This window comes from Methylophilus sp. DMC18 (genome assembly GCF_056314005.1).
Map to the genome: position 1 here is coordinate 20,039 of NZ_JBQUZE010000007.1, position 19,452 is coordinate 39,490.

General features: G+C 52.7%; 15 protein-coding genes. 7 read left to right on the plus strand and 8 right to left on the minus strand.

Going from position 1 to position 19,452, the window contains the following annotated elements:
• Positions 1 to 69: 69 nt before the first annotated feature.
• From apaG to thiS, 3 genes are read right to left on the minus strand one after another with little or no spacing between them, the layout of a single operon-like run.
• Complete coding sequence (apaG, locus tag ACT53G_RS14150; RefSeq protein WP_275356445.1) at positions 70 to 453, minus strand: Co2+/Mg2+ efflux protein ApaG; 384 nt, start codon at positions 451 to 453, stop codon at positions 70 to 72.
• Positions 454 to 455: 2 nt separating this feature from the next.
• Positions 456 to 1,238, minus strand: a complete 783-nt coding sequence (locus ACT53G_RS14155; protein WP_476169741.1) for a thiazole synthase — start codon at positions 1,236 to 1,238, stop codon at positions 456 to 458.
• 51 nt (positions 1,239 to 1,289) lie between these two features.
• Positions 1,290 to 1,493 (minus strand): sulfur carrier protein ThiS, encoded by a 204-nt coding sequence (gene thiS, locus ACT53G_RS14160; RefSeq protein WP_476169714.1) that lies wholly within the window; start codon positions 1,491 to 1,493, stop codon positions 1,290 to 1,292.
• Positions 1,494 to 1,829: 336 nt separating this feature from the next.
• Between thiS and ACT53G_RS14165 the strand changes: the two genes are divergently transcribed.
• Positions 1,830 to 2,009: a hypothetical protein gene (locus ACT53G_RS14165; protein WP_194749724.1), complete on the plus strand. Its 180-nt coding sequence runs from the start codon at positions 1,830 to 1,832 to the stop codon at positions 2,007 to 2,009.
• A 287-nt stretch (positions 2,010 to 2,296) separates the two neighbouring features.
• Here the strand turns inward: ACT53G_RS14165 and gndA are convergent, their stop codons facing one another.
• Together gndA and ACT53G_RS14175 are read right to left on the minus strand one after the other, a co-directional pair.
• On the minus strand, positions 2,297 to 3,811 hold the full coding sequence (gene gndA, locus ACT53G_RS14170) for an NADP-dependent phosphogluconate dehydrogenase (protein WP_194749725.1): 1,515 nt from the start codon (positions 3,809 to 3,811) through the stop codon (positions 2,297 to 2,299).
• 167 nt (positions 3,812 to 3,978) lie between these two features.
• Positions 3,979 to 4,719, minus strand: a complete 741-nt coding sequence (locus ACT53G_RS14175) for a dienelactone hydrolase family protein (protein ID WP_194749726.1) — start codon at positions 4,717 to 4,719, stop codon at positions 3,979 to 3,981.
• A gap of 182 nt (positions 4,720 to 4,901) precedes the next feature.
• Between ACT53G_RS14175 and ACT53G_RS14180 the strand changes: the two genes are divergently transcribed.
• The 5 genes from ACT53G_RS14180 to hemE all read left to right on the plus strand — a co-directional run bounded on the left by ACT53G_RS14180 (position 4,902) and on the right by hemE (position 15,088).
• A complete protein-coding gene (locus tag ACT53G_RS14180) occupies positions 4,902 to 5,855 on the plus strand; it encodes a S1 family peptidase (protein ID WP_476169715.1) in 954 nt (317 codons plus the stop codon).
• A 106-nt stretch (positions 5,856 to 5,961) separates the two neighbouring features.
• A complete protein-coding gene (hemL, locus tag ACT53G_RS14185; protein ID WP_476169716.1) occupies positions 5,962 to 7,242 on the plus strand; it encodes a glutamate-1-semialdehyde 2,1-aminomutase in 1,281 nt (426 codons plus the stop codon).
• 422 nt (positions 7,243 to 7,664) lie between these two features.
• A complete protein-coding gene (locus tag ACT53G_RS14190) occupies positions 7,665 to 12,335 on the plus strand; it encodes a glutamate synthase-related protein (protein ID WP_476169717.1) in 4,671 nt (1,556 codons plus the stop codon).
• A gap of 88 nt (positions 12,336 to 12,423) precedes the next feature.
• Positions 12,424 to 13,851 (plus strand): glutamate synthase subunit beta, encoded by a 1,428-nt coding sequence (locus ACT53G_RS14195; RefSeq protein ID WP_194749729.1) that lies wholly within the window; start codon positions 12,424 to 12,426, stop codon positions 13,849 to 13,851.
• Between the two features lie 172 nt (positions 13,852 to 14,023).
• Positions 14,024 to 15,088, plus strand: a complete 1,065-nt coding sequence (hemE, locus tag ACT53G_RS14200; RefSeq protein WP_476169718.1) for a uroporphyrinogen decarboxylase — start codon at positions 14,024 to 14,026, stop codon at positions 15,086 to 15,088.
• Positions 15,089 to 15,094: 6 nt separating this feature from the next.
• Here the strand turns inward: hemE and ACT53G_RS14205 are convergent, their stop codons facing one another.
• Complete coding sequence (locus tag ACT53G_RS14205; protein WP_476169719.1) at positions 15,095 to 16,705, minus strand: ArnT family glycosyltransferase; 1,611 nt, start codon at positions 16,703 to 16,705, stop codon at positions 15,095 to 15,097.
• A 310-nt stretch (positions 16,706 to 17,015) separates the two neighbouring features.
• Positions 17,016 to 17,612, minus strand: a complete 597-nt coding sequence (locus ACT53G_RS14210) for a cytochrome b (protein ID WP_194749732.1) — start codon at positions 17,610 to 17,612, stop codon at positions 17,016 to 17,018.
• A 103-nt stretch (positions 17,613 to 17,715) separates the two neighbouring features.
• On the opposite strand from ACT53G_RS14210, the gene ACT53G_RS14215 reads away from it, so the two are divergent.
• The gene (locus ACT53G_RS14215; protein ID WP_476169720.1) at positions 17,716 to 18,645 is read left to right on the plus strand and encodes a quinoprotein relay system zinc metallohydrolase 2; all 930 of its coding nucleotides are present in this window, start codon (positions 17,716 to 17,718) and stop codon (positions 18,643 to 18,645) included.
• Between the two features lie 6 nt (positions 18,646 to 18,651).
• On the opposite strand, the gene ACT53G_RS14220 is transcribed toward ACT53G_RS14215, so the two are convergent.
• Positions 18,652 to 19,443: an SDR family oxidoreductase gene (locus ACT53G_RS14220; RefSeq protein ID WP_313986205.1), complete on the minus strand. Its 792-nt coding sequence runs from the start codon at positions 19,441 to 19,443 to the stop codon at positions 18,652 to 18,654.
• Positions 19,444 to 19,452: the final 9 nt, after the last annotated feature.

Below are 19,452 nucleotides of genomic sequence, written 5' to 3' on the forward strand. Positions count from 1 at the left end.
AAAGACCATTGATAGGTCTGCGGCCTCATGCAGCAGACAGCAGACGAGGCAAATGTTTGCGCGTGCGGTTTAATGCAGCCCGGCTGCCTGATGCAACCAGAACGTCGGGATATCGACTTCAAACCAGTGACCATCGACGGCCACCATCTGATAAGTGCCATACATTTCCCCACTGGGTGTACTGAACATGACGCTACTGGTATAGCGGTATTCTGCATCGGGCGCCAGCAAGGGCTGCTCGCCGACCACCCCCAGCCCTTTGACTTCCCGCACCTGTTGCATAGCATCGGTAATCACCCAGTGTCGACTGATCAGTTGCGCAGGCGTTTGCCCGGTATTGCGGATCGTAATCGTATAGGCATAGATGTACTGCCCCGTTTCCGGCGAAGACTGATCAGGCAAGTACTCTGTCTCGACAGACACCTGACAGGCATAGAGGGCGCGTTCGGTCACATTTATCCTATCATGCCAGTGGTTGGTGAACTAGGGCTGGCAGAATACAGCTTTTTCGCCATACGTCCGGCTAAAAAGGATTCCCGGCCAGCCTCAATGGCTTTTTTCATGGCGCCTGCCATCAATACCGGGTCACGCGCAGCCGCAATCGCAGTATTCATCAACACGCCGGCACAACCTAGCTCCATCGCAATCGCCGCATCAGACGCACAGCCTACGCCAGCATCCACCAAGACCGGAATCTTGGCATTTTCGATGATAATTTGCAGATTCCATGGATTTAAAATCCCCATGCCGGAACCAATCAGCGAAGCCAACGGCATCACTGCCACACAGCCAATGTCTTCCAGCTGCTTGGCGATGATCGGGTCATCCGAGGTATACACCATGACCTCAAAGCCTTCTTTGACCAGCGTTTTGGCCGCAGCAATGGTTTCGGTCACGTTAGGATACAAGGTATTCGGATCACCCAATACCTCCAGCTTGACCAGGCGGTGACCATCCAGCAACTCACGCGCCAGACGCAAGGTGCGCACAGCTTCTTCAGCACTGTAACAACCCGCGGTATTCGGCAGATAAGTAAATTCGTTCGGCGGCAAATACTCCAGCAAAGAAGGTTCGTTTGCATGTTGACCGATATTGGTCCGGCGGATGGCCACGGTAATAATTTCAGCGCCACTGGCGTCTATCGCAGCGCGTGTCTGCGTAAAGTCCTGGTATTTGCCGGTGCCAACCAACAGTCTGGATTGATAAGATTGACCGGCAATCACTAAAGCATCATTCATCATTAAACTTTCTATTCCATTCTTAGCTGCATAACGCTGATGAGATCGCGCTTAACCGCCACCGACCGCACCGACGATTTCCAGCTTGTCATCCGGGTGCAACTGCACGTGGGCAAACTGGCTACGCGGCACAATATCGCCATTACGCTCAATCGCAATGCGCTTACCTGTCAGTTGCATCTGCTCGACCAACGCTTGCACACTCATGGCCTCTGCGGCAAGTTGCATGGCTTTACCATTGACGAAAATTTGCATGCTGCTTTTAAAGGTTTTATTAAACAAGCCGATATTCTACGAAAAATCAGCGGATTTGGCTTTCAGTTTTTACGTCACATGGTTTCAAGCCATCTTCAACACGTGTCATCCAACCTGGAGGAGTATGCGTTATTTTAAGCGTGAACATGGCACCATGTTTGCTTTAATGTTGTAGCGATACAAATATGCCTGAAGAATTTGACAAGTTTGGTCACTACGGCAAATTCCGCATTGCTGCAGAATGAACTTTTTGTTAATTTTGGCGCCACAAGCACGGCGAACACAATTCGTTGTTTTGTGTAATGAATATTGAGAATCCCAAAAGGAAGAGTAAAAATGCAAATCGTAGAATCCTACCAAGCCGTTTCATCACAACATTTTTTGATTGATGAAATTTACGCCCCCAGCCTCAACAATGCTGCTCCCAACGCTAAAGCGTTTGCCGAAGAACAGCAACACCTGAAAGCAATCAACGAGCTTCATCGCTTTTTAGAATCGAGTTGCGACTGCGTTTAATACGCAGGGCGTTTCAAACCGACCCCGCAACGGGTCACTGATTTTCAGGTTGGATGCTTGAATCCAATCTTGGGTTAGCCGGAAATATGTGAAAACTCACTTCGGGCGCCCTTTACCCAAAAATTGCGCAACGACTGCGATATCGAAGTCCCTGCGTTAAAGTAGAGGTAATGATGAGACAAATAAAAAAGATGGCTTTTATCGCCATCTTTTTTATTTTCAGCGGTTGACTCAAAAGCAGCGACTACCTGTAAGAGCGGTCACTGCTATCATGCGATAACTGCAGATTACTCAACCGATAGCTGTGGACGTCCAGCTTCTGGCCAATCCAGATGGAAGAACTGACCACGTGGCTGATCTTTGCGCTCATAGGTATGCGCACCAAAGTAGTCACGCTGACCTTGCAACAGGTTGGCTGGCAAGTCCGCACTTCTGTAGCCATCATAGTAAGCTAATGCCGCCGCGAAGCCTTGTGCCGGAATGCCATTGGTCACGGCCAACGCAATCACTTTACGCCAGCCTGCCTGACCTTCGTTCATCGCATTGGTGAAGTATGGATCCAGCATCAGGTTTTTCAGGCGTGAGTTCAATGCATAAGCATCGGTGATTTTTTGCAGGAAGCGCGCGCGGATGATACAACCGCCACGCCAGATCTGGGCAATTTCACCGAAGTTGAGTTTCCAGTTGTAAGCCACTTGTGCCTTATCAATCAGCTGGAAGCCTTGTGCGTAGGCGCAGATTTTGGAGCAATACAAGGCATTCTTGATCGCCTCAATGGTTGCAACTTTGTCTTTCTCTTGCACAATCACTGGACCTTTGAGGATCTTGCTGGCTTCAACACGCTCCTCTTTCAGGCTGGATAATGCACGCGCATAGACGGCAGCTGCAATCGCATTGGCGGGGGCACCCAGTTCGAGCGCATTGGCCGCCGTCCACTGGCCGGTGCCTTTTTGGCCTGCCGTATCGAGAATCTGGTCAACCAGGAAGCCTTTGCCAGCGGGATCTTTTTGCTGCAGGATATCGGCCGTAATTTCAATCAGGAAGCTGGACAGCTCGCCCTTGTTCCACTCGGCAAACACTTTGCCGATCTCGTCTGCGGGCATACCCAGCAGGTTTTTCATCAGCCAGTAGGCTTCGCAAATCAACTGCATATCGATGTACTCGATACCGTTGTGCACCATTTTTACATAGTGACCTGCACCGTCCGGGCCGATATATTCCGCGCAAGAGAACCCTCCCTGAACTGGTTTGCCAGGTGCGCCACCTTCTAACGGGGCACCGGTCACAGGATCCACTTTGGCTGCAATATCGCGCCAGATGGGCTCCAGACTAGCCCAGGCCTTGCGTGTACCTGAAGGCATCAGCGATGGACCAAAGCGGGCACCGGTTTCACCACCAGACACGCCGGAACCAATAAACTCAATGCCTTTGGCAGCAAGCTCTTTTTCGCGACGGATGGTGTCCGTCCACAGCGCATTGCCGCCATCAATAATAATGTCCCCTTGCTCCAGGAAAGGCAACAGGGCGTTAATGGTCACATCGGTCGCGCTCCCGGCTTTCACCAGCAACACAATTTTGCGTGGACGCTTGATGCTCAGTACAAAAGAGGCCAAATCAGCATGCCCCACCACACGTTCGTGTGAGGGCTCATTCTTTTTACACTCCTCGATGAAGTTCAGCATTTTTTTCGGGTCACGGTTATAGACCGCAATGGTATAGCCGTGATCAGCAATGTTAAGCGCCAGGTTTTGGCCCATCACTGCCAATCCTACCAATCCAATATCCGCATTTTTTATAGTCATAGTTCTCTCTAAACAATGGTTAATTTAGTTGAAAAAAAAGCACAGGCTTTTGGCCTGTGCTTGGACTAGGGTATGTATTGAATATCCCATGCAAGTTGTTTTGAGAATCGCAACTGGCATAACATTTTCAGCACCTTAGTTTTCTTTCGCTCAAGTGTTCCAGTAGGTTACTTGAGTACGTTACCGAACATCTGCAAGGTCAATTGATATCCAATGTTGACAAGCTGCGCATCGTAACGTTCCCCTTCATCGCGCATGAAGGCATGTTGTCCATTAAATTCATGCCAGGTGTAATGCAGTCCGGGCACCGCGGCAAAGCGGTTATACAGCTCTGCACGCTTATCTCCCGGGATATGAGGGTCTTGCTTGCCCCAGATCATAAGCAACTCGCCCTTGATTTCGCCGACACGGTCCATGCTGTGCTGACCAGGCTGGTTCGGGATAATGTTGGTGTGCAAATCGGTAGCATAGAAACAGGCCGTCGCTTTGACTTCGGGTTGCAAAGCTGCACGGAAAGCCAGGTGACCACCGATACAAAAACCGGCCGCACCCAAATTGCCGTCATACCAGGCTTGCTTGTTCAGATAGTCAATCATGGCGCGGTTATCCGTGTCGTAGGCCTGCACATCTTTGGCCATTTTGTCCGCATTGCCTTTGTCACGGCCAGCATCGTCATAGCCCAATACCGTGCCAATCGGATTCAACTCATGGAACACTTCAGGCACCAGCACGGCATAACCATGCCCTGCTAAAAAGCGCGCTGCGCGCTCAATCGGACCGGTCTGCTGAAAAATTTCAGAGTAAAACAAAACCGCAGGCACTTTGCCATCGTGTTTTGGACGATGAACATAAGTACGCATCACCCCGGTCGGGGTGTCCAAATCAACGATTTCGCTCGTAATCAGCATGATAAATCCTTAAACAATCAAAAAATACCGGCTATTCTAGCGCTGTTTGCATGGCTTTTCACAGATATTGTGCCAGGGCAAGCAGAATTTTTTGCAATTCCGGCTGACAAAGTCGAGGTAGCTTGCCTTCATCACCAACCATGGGAGTTTGTATGCGCCCCTCATTCAATCTTGTTTGCTTCATGCTCTTCAGCACGGGCGCTTTGGTGGCCCATGCCGAGCTCGACCATGAGCTGGTTTATCGACTGAAAGCCTCGGTGGTAAAAGTGCACAGCATGACGCAAACTGGCGGTCACGGCGTCGGCAGCGGCGTGGTCGTCGCACAAGATACAGTGGCTACCAATTGCCATGTGCTGGCGAACAGCACTGGCGTCAGCGTTTCCAAATTCGGTGATAGCGTCAGCCCGGTTGGCATGGTCGCGGACTGGAAACACGATATCTGCCTGTTGAAATTTCAATATCTGGAACTGCCGCCAGTCAAGCTGGGCACAACCGCCGCCTTACATTATGGTGATGCCGTCTTTTCCATCGGCTTTCCAGGTGGACCGCCCAAGCCACAAACCATCGCAGGCCATGTGAAAGCCTTGTACCCCTATGATGACAGCCTGATTGTGCGCACCGATGCCGCGTTTATCATGGGCGCCAGTGGCAGCCCGACCTTTAACCAGGCAGGCGAACTGGTTGCTTTAAGCACGTTTAAAAGTCCCGGCAAACAGGCCTACTTTTATAGTGTGCCGGTCGAATGGATACAAACGCTGCTTGGCAAACAGGCCAGCAACAGCATTCAGGCCGACGCCACTCCCTTTTGGGACTTACCGCTGAATGAGCGCCCGTTCTGGATGCAAGTGGTGATTCCTTACCAAAACAGCGACTGGCCGGCCGTAGAGCACATCGCGCGCACTTGGTTAAGCCAGCAAGCAGAGGCTGCAGAAGCACACTTTTATTTAGCCAGTGCGCTACATGGGCAAGGGCACCTCGCCGCAGCCCAACAAGCCTATTTACAAGCCACTAAACTGGAGCCGAACTATCTGGAGGCTTGGTCAGGACTGGCCTTGCTCGCTCAACAATCCGCGCAGCCAAGCTTGCAGGCGGAGGCTGAGCGCCACCTTCAACAGCTCGCCAGCCAGACTCAATAGCTTGGGCACACTCGCTGACCACAAGCCATCCGGCCAAGCGTACGCATGATCAACCCCAGAGGCTCTGCTAGAATAGCGTTTTTAATGTTTATCCGATTGCTCCGTCATGACCTCTCGCAACCAGCAACTGTTTGAAAAATCCCAGCAACTGATTCCAGGCGGCGTCAACTCGCCGGTACGCGCGTTTCGTAGCGTCGGTGGCACGCCCATCTTTTTCAAAAAGGGCCTCGGCTCCAAGCTCTGGGATGCGGATGGTAAAGAATACATTGACTACATCAACTCCTGGGGCCCCATGATTTTGGGACATGCCCATCCGGAAGTTGTTGCAGCCGTGCAGCAAGCGGCCGCCAACAGCCTGAGTTTCGGCGCGCCAACCGGCCTCGAGCTCGAAATGGCTGAATTAATTAATCAACTTGTGCCCAGCATGGAACAAGTACGCCTGGTCAGCAGCGGGACCGAAGCGACCATGAGCGCTATTCGCGTGGCCCGTGGCTTTACCAAGCGCAATAAAATCATCAAATTTGAAGGCTGTTACCACGGCCATGCCGATGCCTTGCTCGTTAAGGCTGGCTCCGGCTTGCTCACCTTTGGCGAACCCAGCTCCGCCGGTGTCCCGCCAGAAGTCGCTGCGCACACCCTGACGCTCGATTACAACAACTCGCAAATGCTCAAAGACACCTTTGCCAGCATGGGGGACGAGATTGCCTGCGTGATTCTGGAGCCGGTAGTCGGCAACATGAACCTGATTGTGCCTCACCGCGAATTCTTAACCACTTTGCGTGAACTGTGCAGCCAACATGGCACGGTACTGATTTTTGATGAAGTCATGACCGGCTTCCGCGTGGCACTGGGCGGTGCACAGGCACTGTATGGCATTAGACCGGACATGACGACCCTGGGCAAAGTCATTGGAGGCGGCCTGCCCGTAGGCGCCTTTGGTGGCCGCAAAGACATCATGAGCGTGCTGGCACCACTTGGGCCGGTTTACCAGGCCGGCACCCTATCAGGCAACCCCGTGGCTGTGACCGCCGGGCTGACCACCCTCAAACTAATCCAGGCACCCGGCTTTTATGAGGCACTGACGGCAAAAACAGCGCAGTTAATGGACGGCATGAAGCAGGCAGCACACAAAGCGGGCGTCACCTTTAGCGCACAAAGCGTAGGCGGCATGTTTGGCCTCTATTTTAGCGCCAGCAACCCCACCAGCTACGCCGACATGATGCAGGCAGATAAAAATGCCTTTAATCACTTCTTCCACAGCATGCTGAACAGCGGCATTTATCTGGGGCCATCTGCATTTGAGGCGGGCTTTGTCTCGGCGGCACATACCGATGCCGATATCGCACAAACCGTACAGGCGGCCGAACAAGCCTTTGCCAGCCTGTAAGCCAGACGTTTGCGTGGCGATTGCCACTCAGGCTCGCCACGCAAACGAATCCCCACATCCTTGACCATCCCGGATAACGCCCCCCTGAGCGGCCTGACACCTTCTGGCAGGCCGTCTATATAAAGACAATCCAATCGCAATCTCTGATCCACGGACTCGCAAGGAGTGCTCTATTCAGGGATAAACCGCCTCACAAGCGTGACAGATTCAACTGAGCCCACCATTTTAAAACCCTGCTAGCTCTCTGGTATTTGTGTAAATTAAAGCGCAATTAATTGGTAAATAAAAACCATTCTCAACTAAAAAATAAAATGCCTTTATCCGTTATTTAACGCAGGCTAAACAATTGAAATTGCTAAACTTTAACGGTATCATTGAAGGTTCCTCCAAATGTTTTGTAAGTGAAGAATCTGGCAATGGACATGCAGTCTGACAACAACCTGATGAGTGCTTCTCAAGATACCGCAACCGCCCGGGACGACCAATTCGGTTTAGCTCCGCAATCCCAGGGTTTATATGACAGACGCCACGAGAAAGATAGCTGTGGCGTGGGCTTTGTCGCCCATATTAAAGGCCAGAAAAGCCACGACATTGTCGCTAAAGGCCTGCAACTGCTGGACAACCTGACCCATCGCGGCGCGACCGGTTACGACCCTAAACTGGGTGACGGCGCGGGCTTGCTGATGCAGATGCCAGACACCTTTATGCGCGAAGAGGCTGCCAAGCTGGGCATGACCTTGCCAGCAGCCGGACAATACGCCGTCGGTCAGGCATTTCTGCCACAAAACGCAGACAACCGCGCGCAATGCGAAGCCATCTTTGCCAAAATCATCGCAGAAGAAAATCAAACCCTGCTAGGCTGGCGTGATGTGCCGGTCGACAACAGCAATATTGCCGACGCCGCCCGCGCGGTTGAGCCTGTGATGCGCCAGGTGTTTATTGCCAGCACCGTGACCGACAGTAACACCTTTGAACGCAAATGCTTTGTGATCCGCAAACGCATTGAACACGCGATTCGCGCACTGAACCTACAAGACAAGGCACAGTTTTACATGCCTTCCTTCTCTTCGCGCACCATCGTCTACAAAGGCATGCTGCTGGCTAATGAAGTGGGCGTGTACTACAAAGATTTGAGAGATGAGCGCGTGATTTCAGCGCTTGCTCTGGTACACCAGCGTTTTTCTACCAACACCTTCCCAGCCTGGGATCTGGCCCACCCCTTCCGCATGATTGCACACAACGGTGAAATCAATACCGTTCAAGGCAACGTAAACTGGATGGCCGCCCGTCATGAGACCATGAAATCTGCGGTGCTGGGTGAAGACCTGGAAAAACTGTGGCCACTGATTGCAGAAGGCCAGTCCGACTCCGCCTGCTTTGATAACTGTCTTGAGCTGCTGGTGGCTGGTGGCTATAGCCTGCCACACGCCATGATGATGCTGATCCCGGAAGCCTGGGCAGGCAACCCATTAATGGACGAAGACCGCCGTGCGTTCTATGAATACCACGCGGCACTGATGGAGCCATGGGACGGCCCGGCTGCAGTCGCGTTTACTGACGGTAAAATGATTGGTGCCACGCTGGACCGGAATGGCTTGCGCCCAGCCCGCTATCTGGTGACCGAAGACGACATCGTCATGATGGCGTCTGAAATGGGTGTGATCACTTTCCCACAAGAAAAAATCGTTAAAAAATGGCGTTTGCAGCCAGGCAAAATGTTGCTGATCGACATGGAGCAAGGCCGCATTATCGACGACGAAGAAGTCAAAACTGAACTGGCACAAGCCAAACCTTACCGCCAGTGGATTGAACAAACCCGCTTCCATTTGACCGACTTGCCTGGCGTAGGCACTGGCGAAGCCAGCCTGAACGCGGATTTGCTGGATACCCAACAAGCCTTTGGTTACTCTCAGGAAGACTTGAAGTTTGTCTTGCAACCCATGATAGACAACGGCGAAGAGGGCTCAGGCTCCATGGGGAACGACGCGGCCTTGCCCGTGCTGTCCAATAAAGCCAAGACACTGTACAACTACTTTAAACAGTTGTTTGCACAAGTGACCAACCCGCCGATTGACCCAATCCGTGAAGAGCTGGTGATGTCACTGGTGACATTTATCGGCCCTAAACCCAATCTGTTGGCGATTGATGAGACCAATCCGCCATTGCGTTTGGAAAGCGGCCAGCCAGTGTTGAGCCTGGAAGGCCTGGAAAAACTCAAACAGATTGAGTCTTTGACCAAAGGCCAGTTCAAGTCCATCGTCCTTGACCTGACTTATGATGCCGCCTTAGGTAAAACCGGCATGAAACAGGCCCTGGACGTCTTGCACGACCAAGCCGAAAAAGCCGTGCATGACGGCTATAACGTACTGATCCTCTCGGACCGTGCCGTCGCAGCGAACCGCATTGCCATTCCAGCCCTGCTGGCCTGCTCGGCCACGCATGAGTTTCTGGTCAAAGCCGGCTTGCGTACCAGCACCGGTCTGGTGATTGATACAGGCTCAGCCCGTGAAGTACACCATTTTGCCCTGCTGGCAGGCTATGGTGCGGAAGCTGTTTGCCCATGGCTGGTGTACGAAACCATCAAGACCATGACCGGCGATGTTGAAAAAGCCGGCAAAAACTTCGTCAAGGCGATCGGCAAAGGCTTGTACAAAGTCATGTCCAAAATGGGCATCTCGACCTACCAGTCTTACTGCGGCGCACAGATTTTTGAAGCGATCGGCCTCAATAGCCAGTTTGTGAATGACTATTTCACTGGCACGGTCAGCCAGATTGAAGGCATCGGTCTGGAGCAAGTTGCCGAAGAAACTGTACGCATGCACATGCAAGCATTTGGGAATGACCCCGTGCTCTCCAATGCGCTGGAAGCGGGCGGTGAGTACGCCTTCCGTGTACGCGGTGAAGAGCACTTGTGGACGCCGATGTCGATCAGCAAATTGCAGAACGCGACCCGGACTGGCAAATACGAAACTTACAAAGAGTACGCCGCACTGATCAACGATCAGACACGTCGCCACATGACCTTGCGCGGACTGTTTGAAATCAAACCTGCGGGTAAAGCGATCCCATTGGATCAGGTGGAATCGGCCAAAGAGATTGTTAAACGCTTTGCCACTGGCGCCATGTCTTTGGGCTCCATTTCAACCGAAGCGCACGCCACCTTGGCGATTGCCATGAACCGGATTGGCGGCAAGTCCAATACTGGCGAAGGCGGTGAAGACGTCAAACGCTTTATTCCGGTCCAAACAGAATCCAGCCTGGCCACCGTATTGGGCAGTGATTTGATTGAAGCAGATGTGCCAATGCAAGCGGGTGACTCTTTGCGCTCACGCATCAAGCAGGTGGCCTCTGGCCGCTTTGGCGTGACCGCCGAATACCTGAGCAGCGCTGACCAGATCCAGATCAAAATGGCACAAGGTGCCAAGCCTGGGGAAGGCGGTCAGTTGCCTGGCCATAAAGTGTCGCCCTACATTGCGAAATTGCGCTTCTCGGTGCCTGGCGTCGGCTTGATCTCTCCACCACCACATCACGACATTTACTCGATTGAAGATTTGGCACAGCTGATTCATGACCTGAAAAACGCCAATCCAAAAGCCTCGATTTCGGTCAAACTCGTGTCAGAAACCGGCATCGGTACCGTGGCAGCGGGCGTGGCCAAGGCCAAGTCCGATCACATCGTGGTCGCTGGTCATGATGGTGGGACAGGCGCTTCACCAATTTCTTCGATCAAACACGCAGGCACGCCATGGGAGCTTGGTCTGGCCGAAACCCAGCAGACCCTCGTACTCAACCAGTTGCGTGGTCGCGTCGTGCTGCAAGTCGATGGCCAGATGAAAACCGGCCGTGACGTGCTGATTGGCGCCCTGCTGGGTGCAGACGAATTTGGCTTTGCCACCGCACCGCTGGTGGTTGAAGGCTGTATCATGATGCGTAAGTGTCACTTGAACACTTGCCCGGTCGGTGTTGCCACCCAAGATCCAGAACTGCGTAAGAAGTTTACCGGCCAGCCTGAGCATGTCGTGAATTACTTCTTCTTTGTCGCTGAAGAAGTGCGTGAACTGATGGCCAGCATGGGCATTGCCAAGTTTGATGACTTGATCGGCCGTGCCGATTTGCTGGACATGAAAGCCGGCATCGAGCACTGGAAGATCAATGGCCTGGACTTCAGCAAAGTGTTCCACTTGCCTGACATGCCAGCCAGTGTGGCACGCAAAAACAATGACGTGCAAGATCACGGCATCGCCAAGGCACTGGATAACCAATTGATCGCATTGGCTAAACCGGCGTTGGAAAAAGGCGAAAAAGTCACGCTTGAGTTGCCAATTGTGAACACTAACCGTACAGCAGGTACCATGCTGTCACACGAAGTGGCGAGCCGTTATGGCAACGCCGGACTGCCTGATGGCACCATTCACGTCAAATTCACTGGCACTTCCGGTCAGAGCTTTGCAGCATTCCTGTCCAAGGGTATTACCTTTGAGCTGACAGGCGAAGGCAACGACTACGTGGGTAAAGGCCTGTGTGGTGGTCAGATCATTATCAAACCACCGGCAACATTCCGTGGCTTGTCCTATGAAAACATCATCGTTGGTAACACCGTGATGTACGGTGCGACCACAGGCAGCAGCTTCTTGAGCGGTGTGGCGGGTGAGCGCTTCTGCGTGCGTAACTCAGGCGCAACTGCCGTGGTTGAAGGCGTAGGCAACCATGGTTGCGAATACATGACTGGTGGTACCGTGGTGGTACTGGGTCAGACCGGCCAGAACTTTGCTGCCGGGATGAGTGGCGGCATTGCCTATGTCTACGACATTGACGGCCAGTTTGCCAAACGCTGCAATATGAGCATGGTGTCACTGGAAAAAGTCGAAGCGGCGGAAGCAGATGTTGGCAAAGTACAACACCTAGGCCAGCCAGACGAAGTGATTCTTAAAGGCTTGATCGAGCAGCACCTGGCGTTGACAGGCAGCCCTCGAGCAAAAGAACTGTTGGCCGACTGGTCAGCCGCGCGTGCAAAATTTGTTAAAGTATTCCCGAACGAATACAAACGCGCACTGACCGAAATGGCTGCAGCCTCCGCCAAGCAAGCCGCATAATCGTTTTTGTTAATTGAATGCCCCGCGTGATTGGCGGGGCTGTTTAAAGTTGTGTCTGTCACGAGCAACTGGGAAGAGATGATTTCACATGGGTAAAGTCACAGGTTTTATGGAATTTGACCGACTGGCAGAAGAAAATCTGCCCGTTCAGGATCGCGTCAAGAACTACAAAGAGTTCGTCCTGCATTTGACAGACGACCAGGCCAAACAGCAAGGGGCACGCTGCATGGATTGCGGTATCCCATTTTGCACCACCGGCTGTCCAATCAATAACATCATTCCTGACTGGAATGACCTGGTCTATCATCAGGACTGGCGCAGCGCGATTGACGTGTTGCATTCCACCAACAACTTCCCGGACTTTACTGGCCGTATCTGCCCCGCCCCTTGCGAGGCAGCCTGCACCTTGAACATTAATAACGACGCCGTCGGGATTAAGTCCATCGAGCACGCCATCATCGACAAAGCTTGGGAAAACGGTTGGGTCACACCACAAATCAACCCGAACAAAACTGGCAAAACAGTGGCGATTGTGGGGTCTGGCCCCGCAGGTCTGGCCGCAGCACAACAACTTGCTCGCGCGGGCCATGCCGTGACCGTGTTTGAAAAAAATGACCGTATCGGCGGCTTGCTGCGCTATGGCATTCCTGACTTCAAACTGGATAAAGCAAACATTGACCGCCGGATGGCGCAGATGGAAGCCGAAGGCGTGACCTTCAAGGTGAATCAGCATGTCGGTGAAAATGTCAGCGCGGCAGATCTGGAGCGTGACTTTGATGCCGTCATCCTGGCAGGTGGCGCAGAACAGCCACGTGATCTGCCCGTGACAGGTCGTGAACTCGATGGTGTTCATTTCGCCATGGACTTCCTGACCCCTAACAACAAAATGGTAGCCGGTGACAACGTGCCCAACCAGATTAAAGCCACCGGCAAACATGTGGTGGTCATCGGCGGTGGCGATACCGGTTCTGACTGTGTCGGCACCTCCAACCGCCATGGGGCAGCCAGCATCACCCAGTTCGAGTTGATGCCTCAGCCGCCTGAAAAAGAAGACAAATTTATGGTGTGGCCAAACTGGCCACTCAAAATGCGCACCTCCAGCTCGCATGAAGAAGGCGCAAACCGTGACTGGTCGATCACAACCAAAGAGCTGATCGGCGAGAACGGCAAGGTTAAAGCCCTTAAAGGTGCACGTGTGGAATGGAAAGACGGCAAAATGTCTGAAATTCCAGGTTCAGAGTTCACCATTCCTGCTGATCTGGTGTTTTTGGCCATGGGCTTTGTCTCACCGGTACAAAAAGTGCTGGAAGCATTTGGCGTGGAAAAAGACAACCGCGGCAATGCCAAAGCCACGACCGATGGCGAAGGCTGTTATAAAACCAGTAAGGACAAAGTCTTTGCTGCCGGTGACATCCGTCGCGGCCAGTCCCTGGTGGTCTGGGCGATTCGTGAAGGCCGTCAGTGCGCACGCGAAGTCGATGCGTTCCTGATGGGTAGCTCTACTCTGCCACGCTAGTCCAGGTTGCCTTGAAACCGCAAAACGCCGATGGTTTTCATCGGCGTTTTTATTTGTCATATCGCAAAAAAACCGCATTCTTTCAGGTGAAACAACGGCTTGGCCTTTATAATCATGCTTTTAGCTGATGTGCGTACGACCACACCAGCACAGGCAACCGAAACCATAGCAAATGACCACTCTTCAAAATGACACCTTTCTGCGCGCCCTGTTGCGCCAGCCTACTGAATATACCCCGGTGTGGATGATGCGCCAGGCAGGCCGCTACCTGCCTGAATACCGCGAAAGCCGCAAAACCGCTGGCAGCTTTATGCAACTGTGCCAGAGCCCGGCCTTTGCCACCGAAGTGACCCTGCAACCGCTGGACCGCTATCCCCAACTGGATGCGGCCATTCTGTTCAGCGACATATTGACCGTCCCTGATGCCATGGGACTGGGCTTGTATTTTGAAGAAGGGGAAGGCCCCAAGTTTGAGCGGACTTTACAAGAAGAGGCAGACATCCTCAAACTGGAAGTGCCTGATATGGCCAAACTGCAATATGTATTTGATGCTGTCAGCAGCATCCGTCAAGCACTGAATGGCCGTGTTCCTTTGATCGGTTTTTCAGGCAGTCCATGGACACTGGCCACCTACATGGTGGAAGGCAAAGGCGGCACCGACTTTTTGAATACAAAAAAAATGGGCTATGCCAGACCCGAATTACTGCACCGCATTCTGGAGATTACGGCGCAAACGGTGACGCAATACCTCAATGCACAGATTGCAGCCGGTGCACAGGCTGTGATGATTTTTGACTCTTGGGGGGGTGCCTTATCGCATCAAGGCTATCAGGAGTTTTCACTGCAATACATGCAGAAAATTGTCGCTGGCCTCACTAAAACCGCAGAAGGCAAACCAGTGCCCAGCATCGTGTTTACCAAAGGCGGCGGGTTGTGGCTGGAGTCACAGGCAGCCATCGGTGCCGATGCCCTCGGATTAGACTGGAGCGTGGATCTCGGCCAGGCACGGGCACGCGTGGGGGACAAAGTGGCGTTGCAAGGCAATATGGACCCGGCGATCCTGTTGAGCTCTCCTGCCGCCATCGAAAAAGAAGTCGCACAGATTCTGGCCAGCTACGGCCATGGTCACGGCCATGTGTTTAACCTGGGCCATGGCATCACGCAATGGACACCCCCGGAGCATGCGGCCTTCATGCTGGAAACCCTGCGCAAGCTGAGTCCACAGTATCACCTGTAAACGCCGTCACCGCACGAGCTTATTGCGGCCAGACTGTGCTGTGATGAGCTCACGAGGCCTTGTTTGGGCGAGGCAAAAACGTGAGACTTGCGCGGGACTGAATCGCCACAAATAGTGATCTCGCACAGTGGCGATCGGCGCGATACCGGCCAGCATAGGCAAATGGCTGGCGTTACCAGGGTCGCCCGCCACCCAAACGGCCTGCCGCGGCCCTAGCTGGCAAACGTGTTGTGTCAACACACTTTCGGTTAACAACTGGTTTACCGCTGTTTGCGGGTCAAAATGCTTGGCCTCTATCAGCTCTTTTTCCCAACTGTCGTCCAACACCTCATACTCAGCAGTGCGCCAGTCAGCCACCATCCAGGCGGGATGCGATAACCGCAGATAAAACATCAAGTCAAACTGGTATTTATTGAGCAGAATCAATTGATCCTGTTTGCTAACCAAGGGCTGGACCTTGGTTGCCAGCAGGAAAGAAGCTGTTTTTTGCGCGTGCTGAATCACCATACCCATGGCTATCACACAGGTCACGGCCGCCGCCAAAAATGTGACCCACAAACGCTTGGGGAAGCGGTGCTGCCAGGCTTGCCGCATACCCATGGCTGTCAAGACCGCCATTGCCGGCAAAACTGGCATGATGTAGCCCAGTGGTTTGGAAACCGGGATCGAAAAAAATAGTAGGATCAATGCCAGCCAACATACCATCAGCCAGGCCACATCCTGCTGCCGTGAACTCCAGCGCTGGACTTCTCGCTTGCGCAAGCGGGTCAACCACAGAGAAGCGGGTAAGGTCAGCGCCAATAGCACGGGCAGATAAAACCAGAACGGCTGCTGATTGTTAAAGTGCGTGCCGGTGAAGCGCTGCACATGGTGATGAATAAAAAAGTACTCCAGAAAACCCTTAAACTGCGATTCCATGCATAAAAACCAGGGACTGGCCATCAGAAAAAACAATACCAGCGCTGGCCACCATAAGAAATACTTGAGAGACGCAAGACGGCGACTCACCAGCAGCCAGCCACCAACGACCAGCACAGGCAAGACCATGCCAATCAGGCCCTTGGCCAGAACGCCTCCGGCAGCAAACACCATCGCCATACACAGATATTTTCGCTCCAGCTGGCCTTGTTCAATACTCCAGATAAATTCTGCTGCCAGCATGATCGTCATGGCAATCATGCTGGCAACCAACATATCCAGATTGGCAAACTGGGCACTGGCAAAAAAGAATGGCTGCGTCACGAGGGCGACAAAAGCCAGTACCGCAGTTTTTTTGTCCAGATGCCTGGCTGTAAACCAATACAGCGCGATCGCCATCAATAAGGCAGCCAGCAAGGAGGCCAGCCTGCTAGCAAGCAGCGAAGGGCCAAACAGCTTGAAACTGGCCGCCGTGATCCAGTAAAACAAAGGCGGTTTATGAAAATATGGCAAGCCATCCAAATGAGGAATCGCCCAGTTTCCAGAGGTCAACATCTCCCAGGCAATGCCGACATAGCGGCCTTCATCCGGCAGAGTAAGTGGCCGACAAACGGCGGCTATGCCCAACCAAAGCAGGGTGACCGCTAACCACAGGAAGTGACTCAAATGACTGTTTTGTTTTATTTGTACTGGCGACATGCCTATCCGCTTGTGATTGATGAACGACTGAATGGCGAGTCAGGATTCATCACACGCTGATAGGCGCCATGTTAATTCCCGACATCCAGCACTCACCAGCAAGGCGTATGCCAAATAAAATCACATTTACAATCAACCACCTATAATCAAAACCAATTTACTCTGTGCATTTTTTGCAGGGCTATAAATGCGTTTAACCGGCCAAGTGCACTTTTTGCAGTGCTCTTTTGCAGTGCACTTGGGCACCATCAGCCGAAAAAGGAAAATAAAAAAGCCTGCAATCGCAGGCTTTTTTCAGGCAACCCTCTTTCTACTTCAGAGACATGCGCGACATGGTCTCGTCTTTATCTTTCCATTGATGTTTGAGTGCCCCAAGCACATGCACGATAAATGCAGCCAGCATCAGGTTGGCGAACAATTCGTGAGACTCTTTAAACACATCACGCAAATCGGCATTATCCAGCCCGCCGAACACCTCCAACCCAAACCACTTCAAGCCGAACTTGCTGTAAAGCGTCATGAGTACGCCGCTCAATGGGATCAAGACCATCAGCAAATACAGCATGTGATGCACGGCTGTCGCCAACTTACGCTCCAGCGCTGAATAGCTGGCCAGCATGGCAGGCGGGGTATGTGTCACACGCCAGTAGACACGGAAAATCACCAGCCAGAGCAAGGTAAAGCCGATGGACTTGTGCAGATTAAAATACAGTGTCCGGGCTGTGGCCGGCTCGTCCATCTGCCAGGTGACGATCCCCAGATCGAACAGATCAAAGGCCGTTTGTTTTGGCCCGTCTTTCGGCAACTCGCCCATGTACCAGCCCAGGGCAAACATGCCAATAATGACCAGTGCGATGAGCCAGTGCAGAATAATCGCCACCTTGGTATAACGCTGGGTTGAACTCATTGAATCTCCTTTGTAGATGGATGTGCCCAGCCTGTGACAGCGGTCACTATGACTGCATGCATGAATTGTTTATGATGCATGAATCATTCATGGGTAAGCTGTCATGTTATCAAAAATCAACCGCTTTGGTGTGCGTCTTGTATACGTATTTGTAACGCTGTGTAGCCAGGCCTGGGCCGACGACTTTGAATTTAAACAGGTGGCGGACGGCATCTATGTGCACCATGGCAAGCATCTGGATATTGATGATGGCTATCAGGGCGACATCTGCAACCTCGGCGTCATCATTGGCCAAGAGGCCATTGCCGTGATTGACAGTGGCGGCAGCAAACATACCGGTGACCAATTACTCGCCGCCATTCGCCGCATCAGCCCCTTGCCTATCCGATATGTCATCAATACCCATGTCCATCCAGACCACACCTATGGCAACGCCGCTTTTCAAAATGGCACTACCCACTTTGTCGGTCACGAAAAACTGGCCACCAACATGCTGCTGCGCAAGGAGCAATATGAAAAACTGAATGCGCGCCTACTGGGGGCTGACGGTGCGGCAAGTCCCACCATCCCCCCGGATACCCTTGTGCATGCTGAGCAGACGCTGGACCTGGGGCAACGCATCCTGCAACTACAAGCGCGCAAGGTGGCCCATACCCATACTGACCTCACTATTCTAGACACGCAAACCAACACTCTGTTTGCGGGCGATTTGCTGTTTGCGCAACGGACGCCAGTGGTAGAAGGCGACCTCAAAGGCTTGATCGCCGTGCTGGAGCAAATCAACCAGCAACCATACTCGCTCATTGTCCCCGGCCATGGGTTAGAGAGCAGCGACCAGAAAACCATCATTGGCAACGAGTTACGCTATCTCAACTTGTTATTAAGCGATATCAGAACCAGCATCAAAAAAGGCATCAGCATGGAACAAACCATGGACACCGCTGCCGCCTCTGAGCATGACAACTGGGTATTGTTCGACATCGCCAACCGGCGCAATGTCAATGTGGTTTACCCACAACTGGAATGGGAATAAGCCAGGCTACAAAAACCGCTTTGCCAGCCTCGCTTGTTGCTTCAAGCCCAGATTCACCAGCCTGGGCGCAACACCATTGAGCCAGGCAAAGAAGCTTTGCGGTTGCCCGATATACAGCTCTTGCTGGTCTTTGAGCAGCGCCTGGATAATTTTATCCGCAACAAATTGCGGTTCATCAATGGCTTGGCCGGACGCTTGCCACATGGCATTGGTGCGGTCGTCATTCATAGGCGTGGCGATAGCGCGTGGGGCGATATAGGTGACCCCGATGTTGCTATCAATGAGTTCGCGTCGCAAGGCCTGGCTAAAGCCATGGATGGCAAATTTGCTGGCGCAGTAGGTGGCAAAATGCGGAAACCCCAGCGAACCAAAAATAGAGCCGACAAATGCCAGATGCCCGCGGCCGCGCTGGCTAAAATAGCTGACAAATTCACGGCTTAATACCAAGGTCGCCGTGACATTGGTATGAATCATGTTGTCAATGTTCACTTCGGCCTGCTTGGCAAACTCGGTGAACTCGATGATGCCAGCATTGTTCATCAGCAAATCGACATGCCCCATCTCGCGCAAAGACTGCGTGAGCAGTTGACTGGCCATATTTGGCTGCGCCAGATCGGCAACCATAATGTGCGACTTGCCGCCCTGGCTGGTGATTCTTTTTTGCAAGGCATGCAGCTTGGCCGGATCTCGGCCAACGAGTCCGACGACGGCCCCTCTTGCACTCAACGCAAGCGCCAGCACGGAACCGAGGCCGCCGGTTGCACCGGTCAACACCACATGTAAATTACGCAACTCCATGACTGATGG